The sequence below is a fragment of the Luteimonas sp. AC640a genome, from assembly GCF_979256585.1.
Window position 1 is genome coordinate 456,792 of record NZ_CEEDOV010000007.1, and the last position, 12,353, is coordinate 469,144.

At 66.3% G+C, this 12,353-nt stretch carries 8 protein-coding genes; 7 read left to right on the top strand and 1 reads right to left on the bottom strand.

The features are described 5' to 3' along the window. Positions 1-31 precede the first annotated feature (31 nt). The 4 genes from hrcA to dnaJ all read left to right on the top strand — a co-directional run bounded on the left by hrcA (position 32) and on the right by dnaJ (position 4,995). A complete protein-coding gene (hrcA, locus tag ACZ9YD_RS06375) occupies positions 32-1,072 on the top strand; it encodes a heat-inducible transcriptional repressor HrcA (RefSeq protein ID WP_465074279.1) in 1,041 nt (346 codons plus the stop codon). Positions 1,073-1,136: 64 nt separating this feature from the next. Beyond that, the gene (gene grpE / locus ACZ9YD_RS06380) at positions 1,137-1,667 is read left to right on the top strand and encodes a nucleotide exchange factor GrpE (protein WP_465074280.1); all 531 of its coding nucleotides are present in this window, start codon (positions 1,137-1,139) and stop codon (positions 1,665-1,667) included. 135 nt (positions 1,668-1,802) lie between these two features. Continuing rightward, on the top strand, positions 1,803-3,719 hold the full coding sequence (gene dnaK, locus ACZ9YD_RS06385; protein ID WP_465074281.1) for a molecular chaperone DnaK: 1,917 nt from the start codon (positions 1,803-1,805) through the stop codon (positions 3,717-3,719). A gap of 139 nt (positions 3,720-3,858) precedes the next feature. Next, positions 3,859-4,995: a molecular chaperone DnaJ gene (gene dnaJ, locus ACZ9YD_RS06390; protein WP_465074282.1), complete on the top strand. Its 1,137-nt coding sequence runs from the start codon at positions 3,859-3,861 to the stop codon at positions 4,993-4,995. A gap of 1,122 nt (positions 4,996-6,117) precedes the next feature. On the opposite strand, the gene ACZ9YD_RS06395 is transcribed toward dnaJ, so the two are convergent. Then, positions 6,118-6,879, bottom strand: coding sequence for a 3-oxoacyl-ACP reductase (locus tag ACZ9YD_RS06395; protein WP_465074283.1), 762 nt, complete (start codon positions 6,877-6,879; stop codon positions 6,118-6,120). A 189-nt stretch (positions 6,880-7,068) separates the two neighbouring features. Between ACZ9YD_RS06395 and dapB the strand changes: the two genes are divergently transcribed. The 3 genes from dapB (at position 7,069) to carB (ending at position 12,353) form a co-directional block, all read left to right on the top strand. Beyond that, positions 7,069-7,794 carry a 4-hydroxy-tetrahydrodipicolinate reductase gene (gene dapB, locus ACZ9YD_RS06400; protein WP_465074284.1) on the top strand — a complete coding sequence of 242 codons (726 nt, stop codon included), beginning with the start codon at positions 7,069-7,071 and terminating at the stop codon, positions 7,792-7,794. Positions 7,795-7,945: 151 nt separating this feature from the next. After that, positions 7,946-9,082 (top strand): glutamine-hydrolyzing carbamoyl-phosphate synthase small subunit, encoded by a 1,137-nt coding sequence (gene carA, locus ACZ9YD_RS06405; protein WP_465074285.1) that lies wholly within the window; start codon positions 7,946-7,948, stop codon positions 9,080-9,082. Position 9,083: 1 nt separating this feature from the next. Continuing rightward, positions 9,084-12,353: a carbamoyl-phosphate synthase large subunit gene (carB, locus tag ACZ9YD_RS06410; RefSeq protein ID WP_465074286.1), complete on the top strand. Its 3,270-nt coding sequence runs from the start codon at positions 9,084-9,086 to the stop codon at positions 12,351-12,353.

The following is a 12,353-nucleotide window of genomic DNA, read 5'->3' on the forward strand; positions in this document are numbered from 1 at the left end:
ATCACCCACAGGGGCACCGTATACCGCCCGCATGTCATCCGATCCCCGCCATCCGCTCGATCCGCGCGCCAGACAGCTGCTGCGCACGCTGATCTCGCGGCATATACAGGACGGTGGGCCGGTCGGATCGCAGACTTTGGCTCGACATGCGGGCCTCGATGTCAGCGCGGCGACAATCCGCAACATCCTGTCGGATCTGGAAGACGCCGGCCTGCTGGCCTCGCCGCACACCTCCGCAGGCCGGGTGCCGACCGCGCAGGGCTACCGCGTGTTCGTCGACTCGCTGCTGCAGGTCAAGCCGCTGCGCGCGCAGGAGATGGAACGGTTGCGCGGGGAGCTGGGCGGCGGCGGGCAGCAGTCGCTGCTGGGCAGCGCGTCGGAACTGGTCTCGGCGATGACGCATTTCGTCGGCGTGGTCTCAGTGCCGCGGCGCGAACAGCTGGCGTTCCGGCATATCGATTTCGTGGCACTCGATGGCCAGCGGGTCATGGCGATCATCGTTTTTGCCGATCACGAAGTGCAGAACCGCATCATCCAGACCCGTCGCAGCTTCGAGCCTGCGGAGCTGGAACGCGTCGCCAACTATCTCAACCAGCAGTACGCCGGGCGCCCGCTGGGCGACATCCGCGCCGCGCTGGTCGAGGAATTGCGCAACGCCCGCGACGAGATGGAAGCGCTGCTGTCGCAGACCATGGAGCTCGCCGAACAGGCGCTGGTGCCGGGCGACGACGACATGCTGCTGGCGGGGCAGAACCGGCTGATCGGCGTGCAGGACCTGTCCGACCTCGACCGCCTGCGCGAACTGTTCGAGGCCTTCGCGCGCAAGCGCGAGATCCTGCAGTTGCTCGAACGCACAATCCGCGCGCCGGGCGTGCGCATCTTCATCGGTGAGGAAACCGGTCTGGCGCCGCTGGAAGGCATGTCGCTGGTGACCGCGCCCTATGGCGCCGGCGGTCGCACGCTAGGGGTGCTGGGCGTGATCGGGCCGACGCGGATGGCCTACGAGCGGGTGATCCCGGTGGTGCAGGCGACCGCGGCCGTGCTCGGCGCCGCGCTGCATCCTGAACCTTGAATCGCTGGCGGGCGGCCCCATAGCTGGTGCCGTTGGCGGCCAGACGACCGCCCCGGAACCCGACATGACCCAGCAGCGCGATTCGCAGTCCCCCGATTTCCACGAGACCGATGGCCCGGAAGCGGCCTCGGTCGAGCAGCAACTGGCCGACCAGGTCGAGCGCCTCAGCGGCGAGCTCGAGCAGCTCCGCGCGCAGGTCCTGCTCGAACGCGCCGATCTCGAGAACCAGCGCAAGCGCCTGGCGCGTGAGGTCGAGAGCGCACGCCGCTTCGCCAACGAGCGCCTGCTGGCCGCGCTGGTGCCGGTGTTCGATGCACTGGAAGCCGGCCTCGCCAATGCCTCCGAGACCGATCCGCTGCGCAGCGGCGTCGAGCTCACCCTGCGCGAGCTGACCAAGGCGACCGAGTCGAACGGTCTGGCCACGCTGGCGCCGGCGCCGGGTGACCCCTTCAACCCGGAGCAGCACCAGGCGATGAGCATCGTCGATGTGCCGGGCGTGCCGCCGGGCGCAGTCGCCCAGGTGTTCCAGAAAGGCTATCTGCTCAACGAGCGTCTGCTGCGACCGGCCATGGTCGTCGTCGCCAAGGCTGACTGAACGCCCCGGGCCCCGGCCCGATCGCGAATTCCGATGCGTCACACCGCTTGAACGCTGTGTTGCGTGTCCCCAGATCACGGTCATCGACGGTTCCGGCCGTTACCCAGACACATACCTTTTAGAGGAAGCAGCGCAATGGCAAAGATCATCGGCATCGACCTCGGCACGACTAACTCGTGCGTGGCGATCATGGACGGCGGCAAGGCCAAGGTCATCGAGAACAGCGAGGGCGATCGCACCACGCCGTCGGTCGTCGCCTACACCAAGGACGGCGAAGTGCTGGTGGGCGCGTCGGCCAAGCGTCAGGCCGTGACCAATCCGCACAACACCTTCTTCGCGGTGAAGCGCCTGATCGGCCGCAAGTTCAAGGACGGCGAGGTCCAGAAAGACATCGGCCTGGTGCCGTACAAGATCCTCGAGCACGACAACGGCGACGCCTGGGTGTCGACCAGTGACGGCAAGCGCCTGTCCGCGCAGGAAGTCTCCGCGCGCATCCTCGAGAAGATGAAGAAGACCGCCGAGGATTACCTGGGCGAAAAGGTCACCGAAGCCGTGATCACGGTGCCGGCCTACTTCAACGACAGCCAGCGCCAGGCGACCAAGGACGCCGGCCGCATTGCCGGTCTCGACGTCAAGCGCATCATCAACGAGCCGACCGCGGCCGCACTGGCCTATGGTCTCGACAAGTCCGGCGGCGACCGCAAGATCGCCGTGTACGACCTGGGCGGCGGCACGTTCGACGTGTCGATCATCGAGATCGCGGAAGTCGACGGCGAGAAGCAGTTCGAAGTGCTGGCCACCAACGGCGACACCTTCCTCGGCGGCGAAGACTTCGATGCCCGCGTCATCGATTACCTGGTCGACGAGTTCAACAAGGACCAGGGCATCGACCTGCGCAAGGACCCGTTGGCGCTGCAGCGTCTGAAGGACGCGGCCGAGCGCGCGAAGATCGAGCTCTCCAGCTCGCAGCAGACCGAAGTGAACCTGCCGTACGTCACTGCCGATGCATCCGGCCCGAAGCACCTCAACATCAAGCTGACCCGCGCCAAGCTCGAGTCGCTGGTCGAGGAGCTGGTGCGCAAGACGATCGAGCCGTGCCGCACTGCGCTCAACGATGCCGGCCTGCGCGCGTCCGACATCAACGAAGTGATCCTCGTCGGTGGCCAGACCCGCATGCCCAAGGTGCAGGCGGCGGTTGCCGAGTTCTTCGGCAAGGAACCGCGCAAGGACGTGAACCCCGACGAGGCCGTGGCGATCGGCGCGGCAGTGCAGGGCGGCGTGCTGGCGGGTGACGTCAAGGACGTGCTGCTGCTCGACGTGACCCCGCTGAGCCTCGGCATCGAGACCCTGGGCGGTGTGTTCACCAAAATCATCGAGAAGAACACCACGATTCCGACCAAAGCCTCGCAGACGTTCTCCACCGCCGACGACAACCAGTCGGCCGTGACCGTGCACGTGCTGCAGGGCGAGCGCGAGCAGGCCCGCTTCAACAAGTCGCTGGCCCGCTTCGACTTGACCGGTATCGACGCCGCGCCGCGCGGCATGCCGCAGGTCGAGGTGTCGTTCGACATCGACGCCAACGGCATCCTGCACGTGTCGGCCAAGGACAAGAAGACCAACAAGGAACAGAAGGTCGAGATCAAGGCCGGTTCGGGCCTGTCGGACGACGAGATCGCCCGGATGGTCGCCGATGCGGAAGCGCATCGCGAGGACGACAAGAAGTTCCAGGAGCTGGTCGGCGCGCGCAATCAGGCCGATGCGCTGGTGCACGCCACGCGTACCGCGATCAAGGACAACGGCGACAAGGTGCCGGGCGATCTGATCGGCAACGCGGAGTCGGCGATCGCCGAAGTCGAGACCGCGATGAAGGGCGACGACAAGGCGCAGATCGAAGCCAAGTCCAAGCACCTCGAGGAAGTCGCGCAGCAGCTGTTCGCAGCCGCCGGCGCGGCGGGCCAAGGCGACGCCGGTGCGGCTTCGGGCGATGCGCCGAAGTCCGACGATGTCGTCGATGCCGAGTTCACCGAGGTCAAGGACGACGAGAAGAAGTAAGTCGGTACCGCCGTGGTCCTGCCGCGGCGTTTCGGCCGGAACCCCGGCATCGCGCGCGCCCTCGGCGCGGCGGTGTCGGGCGACCGGCTTCCGTTTTTAACGAGACCGTCGCTGCGACGGTCCCTGCGACCGGTTTTCCATGAGCAAACGCGATTATTACGAAGTGCTGGGTGTTACCCGCAGCGCGACCGAAGACGAACTGAAGAAGGCCTATCGCCGTTGCGCGATGAAGCACCACCCTGACCGCAATCCCGGCGACGCGAGTGCCGAGGCTGCGTTCAAGGAGTGCAAGGAGGCTTACGAAGTCCTGTCGGACGGCGGCAAGCGGCGCATGTACGACCAGCACGGACACGCCGCGTTCGAGCACGGCATGGGCGGCGGCAATGCCGGCCCGGGCTTCGGCGGCGGCGCCGACATGGGCGATATCTTCGGCGACATCTTCGGCAACATCTTCGGAGGTGGCGGCGGTCGCGGTGGCCCGCGTCGTGGTGCCGACATCGGCTACGTGATGGAGCTCGACCTCGAAGACGCGGTGGGCGGCGTCGAGAAGCGGGTCGAACTGCCGACGCTCGCCGGTTGCGACGACTGCGACGGCAGCGGTTCGGAAGACGGCAAGCGCGAGACCTGTTCGACCTGCGCCGGCCGCGGCCAGGTGCGCATGCAACGCGGAATCTTCACGATGCAGCAGGCGTGCCCGCATTGCGGCGGACAGGGGCAGATCATCGCCAATCCCTGCAAGACCTGCCACGGCGCCGGTCGCGTCGAGGAAGAGAAGGTGCTGTCGGTGAAGGTGCCTGCGGGCGTCGACACCGGCGACCGCATCCGTCTCGCTGGCGAGGGCGAAGCCGGTCCGGCGGGTTCACCACCAGGCGATCTGTACGTGGAAGTCCGCGTACGTCCGCATGCGATCTTCCAGCGCGATGGCGACGATCTGCACTGCGAAGTGCCGGTGCGCATCTCGCAGGCCGCGCTGGGCGACATCGTGCGGGTGCCCACGCTCGGCGGTGAAGCGGAGATCCGCGTGCCGGCCGAGACGCAGACCGGCAAGGTGTTCCGCCTGCGCGACAAGGGCGTCAAGTCGGTGCGCAGCCGCAGCCCCGGCGATCTGTACTGCAAGGTCGTCGTCGAAACGCCGGTCAATCTGACCAAGGAGCAGCGCGAGCTGCTCGCACAGTTCGAGACCACCTTCACCGGTGAGAACGCACACCGGCACTCGCCCAAGTCCAGCACGTTCATCGACGGGGTGAAGGGCTTCTGGGATCGTATGACGTCCTGAGCCCTGTAACCGTTCGATCGACACGCCCGGCCCAGTGCCGGGCGTCGTCGTTTGTGGGTCCAAGCGTGGTTTTTGCGGGTGCAAGCCGCTGTCGGGCCGCGACTCGTGACTGGTTGCGGTGATCCACAGAAGGTGTGGATCAACTGTCGACAAAGCTGTGGATAAGCAGTCCAAGTCCGCGTTTGCATTGGGCGGCGGCACGCTGGTCATTGCGTCGCCACTGTGACGCCGCGCACACGAGCCGGGCGCGATGGCCGATCTGCACGATCCCCGCCGTGGCGGGCTTCGCGGCGCGGTACTGCGCGAAAACGCTTGACGCGGGCCCCGGATGCGCCTACCCCGCGCGCTGTCCACATGCAGTGTGGATGGACTGTGGGTCAAGGTGTGGATAAGCGTGTGGAACGGCGCCGTATCCGGGCGCGGAAATGGTGGTGATTTTCTGGTCAGGTGCGCGGTGAGGGCCTGTTTGCGAGCTTGACCTGCGCAAGTCGTAGTGCAGTCGCGTGTGGTCGGCACGCTGCCGGCTGGCTGACCAATCCCAGCGCGTTGCGCATGGACGGAACCGCTCGCTGAAATCGGGTCGGGCGACATCGATGGCGATCGCGAATCGCCGTCACGTGCAAGTCCGTCGAAGTGATTGACCCGCGTGCATCCGCCACGTAGCGACGCGGTTCTCCACAGCGCATGTGGACCTTCTGACGACAAAGTTGTGGATAAGCATCACGCGCCGCGCTGCGACGGCCCTCGAAACGGGTGGTGATTTGTTCGCCACTTGCCCGCATGGGCGCGGACATGGCGCTTGACCTGCGCACGCGCTTCGTCATCGCGGCGCGCGGCGCCCGATCGCCTGCATGGTCCGGACGCATGCGTGGTGCAGCCGCGCTTGACCGACCCGCGCCGACCGACTAGCCCGCCGGTCATCCACAGCGGTTGTGGATGATTCGATGACAAGTCTGTGGGTAAGCGATGCGATGCCGCCTGCGACGCGACTTCGCAGCGCTGGTCATTTATTGACCAGCGCTGCGAAGTCGCTTCGAGATGCCGCTTGACCCGCGCAGCGCGATCCGCATGCGCATCGTGCGCGCGCCGGGATCCGGCTCGACATCGGCGCGGATGGAACACTCAGTCGCGTACGAGCCCGCCGTCGACCACCAGGTTCTGTCCGGTCACCGCGCGCGACCACGGCGAGGCGAAGAACAGCACCGCATCGGCGAACTCGGCCGGCGTGGTCACGCTGCGCAGTGGCGTGTTCGCGGCGATGTAGTCGAACACCGCCTCGGGTGTCGCAGCGCTGGCGTCGGTGGTGCGCAGTAGGCCACCGGACAGCATGTTGACGGTGATGCCGTCCGGACCGAGATCGCCAGCAAGCGTGCGGGTCAACGACAGCAGCGCAGCCTTCGCGGCGGTGTAGTCGTGATACGGCACCACCGGGTTCTGGAACAGGTTGGTGCCGATGTTGATGACGCGCCCGAACCCTTGCGCCCGCATGCCTGGCAGTGCGGCCTGCACCGTGTTCAGGGCACCGCGCACGCTGCCTTCGAACTGCGTGAAGAATGCAGGCCAGTCGATCATGTCCGCCTTTGCGCGTGCATCGCCGTCGAATGCGAAATCGACTAGCGCGTTGTTGACGACGGTGGTGATGCCGGCGCCGAAATGCGCGCGCGCCTGTGTGTACAGCGCATCGACTTGGGCGCGGTCGGTGACGTCGGCCTGCAGCGCGATCGCGCGCGCGCCGATCTGTGCCGCCAGCCCCTCTGCGGCTTCACGGCTGCGTCGGTAGTTGACGACCACGCGGGCACCTTCGCGGGCGAAGGCGAGTGCGATCTCACGCCCAAGGCCGCGGCCGGCACCGGTGACGAGGACGATCTGTTCGGAGAGCTGCATGACAGGGCTCGCGGTGGAGAGCACGCAAGCGTAACGCCGGCCTGGGCGGATGGCAGAAGTCTTGCGCGTGACCGCTTCCTGTCGACGGACGCGCCGCTAGAATGCGGGCATGAGCATCTTTCGCCCGCAGTCCACCCCGTCCATCGTCCCGCAACGCGCGCGCCGCATCGGTTCCATGGAGCCGCAGGTATGAGCACGCGACCGCGGATTCTCGTGCATGGCGCGTCGGGTCGTATGGGCCAGGCGCTGTTGCGACTGGCGGCGGGACGCGAGGATCTCGTCATCGTCGCGGCGGTCTCCGGTCGCGCGCCGAAGCAGCGGGTCATCGATGGCGTGCCGTACTTCGGTGCATCCGAACTCGGCGGCGCGCCGACCTTCGACGTCGCCATCGATTTCAGTCTGCCGGGCGGTTTCGATCCGCTGCTCGCGCTGTGCCTCAAGCGCGGCGCGGCGCTGGTCTCGGGCACAACCGGTCTCGACGACGCGCAGCGCACTGCGCTCGATGCGGCCGCTTCGACGATTCCGGTGCTCTGGGCATCGAACTTCAGTCTAGGCGTCGCCGTGCTGGAAGACCTGGTTGCGCGCGCCGCGGCGGTGCTGCCGGGCTGGGACTGCGACATCATCGAATCGCATCACACGCGCAAGCTCGATGCGCCATCGGGTACAGCGCTGACGCTGGGCGAAGCCGCGGCCGGGCAGGGCGCAACGCCGCATTACGCATCGATACGCGCGGGTGACATCGTTGGTGAGCATCTGGTGCAGTTCACCAGCCATGGCGAGCGCATCGAACTGGTGCACCGGGCAACGAATCGCGACATTTTCGCCAGTGGCGCCTTGCACGTGGCGGCGCGTCTGGCCGGCCGTCCGCCGCGCCGTTACGCCATCGCGGACCTGCTGGGCGACGCCGCCGGCTGATTCGCGCGCCTGTATCGCTGAACGCATCCGTCACATCGCTGGCGCGGGGCGGGGCGCATCGGTACAATTCTCGCTCGCCTGAACCCCAAACCTCCGGACCGGTTTCCACCGCTCTGGCGGTTTCCTGCAACCTGACGTAGGCGAAGACCTCGTGACAGATTCCGCAATTCTCGTCCTTGAAGACGGCACCGTATTCGAGGGCGTTTCCGTGGGCGCCCCCGGGCTTTCCGTCGGCGAAGTGGTGTTCAACACCGCGATGACCGGCTACCAGGAAGTGCTGAGCGATCCCTCGTATGCGCGCCAGCTGGTGACGCTGACCTATCCGCACATCGGCAACACCGGCTGCACCGACCAGGACGACGAAGCGTCGCAGGTCTGGGCGTCGGGCCTCATCGTGCGCAACGTGCCGCGTCGTCCAAGCAGCTGGCGCAGCCAGGTGTCGTTGCCGGAGTGGCTGCGCGCACGTGGCATCGTGGCCATCTCAGAAATCGACACCCGCAAGCTGACGCGCCTGCTGCGCGACCGCGGATCGATGAACGGTGCGGTGATGGCGGGCGATGTGAATGTCGAACAGGCGCTCGAAGCCGCGCGCAAGTTTCCCGGCCTCAAGGGCATGGATCTGGCGAAAGTCGTCAGCACGACCGAGCGCTACGGCTGGACCGATGGTCAGCTCGATCTCGACAGCAACGCTTTCGTCACCGCGCCCGCGAAGTTCAAGGTCGTGGCCTACGACTACGGTGTGAAGACGAACATCCTGCGCATGCTGGCCGAGCGTGGCTGCGAGCTGACGGTCGTGCCGGCGCAGACGCCCGCCGCCGATGTGCTGGCGCTGAAGCCCGACGGCGTGTTCCTGTCGAACGGCCCCGGCGATCCGGAACCCTGCGATTACGCGATCGACGCGATCCGCAGCGTCATCGACGCCAAAGTGCCGACCTTCGGCATCTGCCTCGGCCACCAGCTGCTGGCGCTCGCTGCCGGCGCGAAGACGCTGAAGATGCCGCACGGGCATCACGGTGCGAACCACCCGGTGCAGGATCTGGATTCGGGCAAGGTGCTGATCACCTCGCAGAACCACGGCTTCGCCGTGGACGAGGCCTCGCTGCCGGCCAATGTGCGCGTGACGCACCGCTCGCTGTTCGATGGCACCAACCAGGGCATCGAGCTCACCGATGCGCCTGCCTTCAGCTTCCAGGGCCATCCGGAAGCCTCGCCGGGTCCCCACGATGTCGCGCCGCTGTTCGATCGGTTCGTGGCACTGATGCACAACAAGAACGCCGAGAGCCGCTGACATGCCAAAGCGCACTGATATACAGACCATCCTCATCATCGGCGCCGGCCCGATCGTCATCGGCCAGGCCTGCGAATTCGATTACTCCGGCGCGCAGGCGTGCAAGGCGCTGCGCGACGAGGGTTATCGCGTAGTGCTGGTCAACAGCAATCCGGCGACGATCATGACCGACCCGGACATGGCCGACGCGGTCTACATCGAGCCGATCAACTGGCAGACGGTCGAGAAGATCATCGCCAAGGAAAAGCCCGACGCGCTGCTGCCGACGATGGGCGGCCAGACCGCGCTGAACTGCGCGCTCGATCTCGCCGACAACGGCGTGCTCGAGAAGTACGGCGTCGAGCTGATCGGCGCCAAGCGCGAAGCGATCCGCATGGCCGAAGACCGCGAGCTGTTCCGCGTGGCGATGGACGAGATCGATCTCGAATGCCCGCGCGCCGAAGTGGCGCACACGCTCGAGGAAGCGATCGACATCCAGACGCGCGTCGGCTACCCGACGATCATCCGTCCGAGCTTCACCCTCGGCGGTTCGGGCGGCGGCATTGCCTACAACCGCGAGGAACTGGTCGACATCGTGACCCGCGGTCTCGAACTGTCGCCGACGACCGAAGTGCTGGTCGAGGAGTCGGTGCTGGGCTGGAAGGAATTCGAGATGGAAGTGGTCCGCGACACCGCGGACAACTGCATCATCGTCTGCTCGATCGAGAACCTCGATCCGATGGGCGTGCACACCGGTGACTCGATCACCGTCGCCCCGGCGCAGACGCTGACCGACAAGGAATACCAGCGCCTGCGCAATGCATCGGTCGCGGTGCTGCGCAAGATCGGCGTCGACACCGGCGGCTCGAACGTGCAGTTCGGCATCAATCCGAAGGACGGCCGTGTGGTCGTCATCGAGATGAATCCGCGCGTGTCGCGCTCGTCCGCGCTGGCGTCGAAGGCGACCGGCTTCCCGATCGCCAAGGTCGCGGCCAAGCTGGCCGTCGGCTACACGCTCGACGAACTCAAGAACGAGATCACCGGCGGCAAGACCCCGGCCTCGTTCGAGCCGTCGATCGATTACGTGGTCACCAAGATTCCGCGCTTCGCGTTCGAGAAGTTCCCGCAGGCCGACGCGCGCCTGACCACGCAGATGAAGTCGGTCGGCGAAGTCATGGCGATGGGCCGTACTTTCCAGGAATCGATGCAGAAGGCGCTGCGCGGCCTGGAAACGGGCAAGGTCGGCTTCGACCCCACGGGTCTGGACCTGACCGACGAAGACGACATGGCGACGCTGCGCCGCGAAGTACGCGAGCCGGGCCCCGAGCGTCTGTTCTATCTGGCCGATGCGTTCCGCGCCCGTCTGTCGGTCGAGGACGTCTACGCACTGTCCTATGTCGATCACTGGTTCCTCGACCAGATCGAAGAGTTGATCACGACCGAGGCGGAAGTCGCCGCTGCCGGCATCGATGCGCTGGACAAGGCGCGTGTGCGTGCGCTCAAGCGCATGGGCTTCTCCGATGCGCGTCTGTCGCAGCTGCTGGGCACCGACGAGCAGGCGATCCGTGCGCTGCGCCGCGCGTTCGGCGTGCGCCCGGTCTACAAGCGCGTCGACTCCAGCGCGGCCGAGTTCGCCACCGATACCGCGTACCTGTACTCGACTTACGAGGACGAGTGCGAGGCGCAGCCCACCACCCGCGACAAGATCATGATCCTCGGCGGCGGTCCCAACCGCATCGGCCAGGGCATCGAGTTCGACTACTGCTGCGTGCATGCCGCGCTGGCGCTGCGCGACGACGGGTACGAGACCATCATGGTCAACTGCAACCCGGAAACCGTGTCGACCGATTACGACACCTCCGACCGTCTGTACTTCGAACCGCTGACGCTCGAAGACGTGCTGGAGATCGTCGAGGTCGAGAAGCCCAAGGGCGTGATCGTGCAGTACGGCGGCCAGACCCCGCTCAAGCTCGCGCGTGCGCTCGAAGCCAACGGCGTGCCGATCATCGGCACCTCGCCGGACTCGATCGATCTCGCCGAAGACCGCGAGCGCTTCCAGAAGCTGGTCGACGAACTGGGCCTCAAGCAGCCGCCGAACCGCACCGCGCGCAACCCCGAGGAAGCGCTGGTGCTCGCGCGCGAGATCGGCTATCCGCTGGTCGTGCGTCCGAGCTACGTGCTCGGTGGCCGTGCGATGGAAGTGGTGCACGCCGACAGCGATCTCGCGCGCTACATGCGCGACGCGGTCAAGGTATCGAACGATTCGCCGGTGCTGCTCGACCGCTTCCTCGACAACGCGGTCGAGGTCGACATCGACGTCATCGCCGACAAGGACGGCAACGTGCTGATCGGCGGCGTCATGGAACACATCGAGGAAGCCGGCGTGCATTCGGGCGATTCCTCGTGTTCGCTGCCGCCGTATTCGCTGTCGGCGGACGTGCAGGCGCGCCTGCGGGAGCAGGTCGTCGCACTGGCGCGCAAGCTCAAGGTGATCGGCCTGATGAACACCCAGTTCGCGGTGCAGACCGACGACGACGGCGTTGATACGATCTTCCTGCTGGAAGTGAATCCGCGTGCTTCGCGCACGGTGCCGTTCGTGTCCAAGGCGATCGGTATTCCGCTCGCCAAGATCGCTGCGCGTTGCATGGCCGGCAAGACGCTGGCCGAGCAGGGTGCGACGACCGAGATCGTGCCGGAGTACTTCTCGGTCAAGGAAGCGATCTTCCCGTTCGCGAAGTTCCAGGGCGTCGATCCGATCCTCGGGCCGGAGATGCGCTCCACCGGTGAGGTCATGGGCGTGGGCGAGAGCTTCGGCGCGGCGTTTGCACGTGCGCAGGAAGCGGCGAGCATCAAGACCCCGCCCACCAGCGGCAAGGTGTTCGTGTCCGTGCGCGATCCCGACAAGAAGCGCGTGCTGCCGGTCGCCCGCGACATCATCGCGCGCGGCTACACGATCGTCTCCACTGCGGGCACCGCCAAGTGGCTGCGCGAGCACGACATCGAATGCGAGCAGATCAACAAGGTCGTCGAAGGCCGTCCGCACATCGTCGATCTGATCAAGAACGGCGAGATCGCGTACATCGTCAACACGACCGAGGGCAAGCAGGCGATCTCCGACTCGTTCTCGATCCGTCGCGAGGCCCTGCAGCACCGGGTGACGTATTCGACCACCGTTGCCGGCGCCAAGGCCCTGCTGCATTCTCTGGAATTCCGCGGCAGCGGCCCGGTCTGGGCACTGCAGGAACTGCACGCGCGGCTCAAGGGCAGCGCGGCAGCCACTTCAACGAACTGA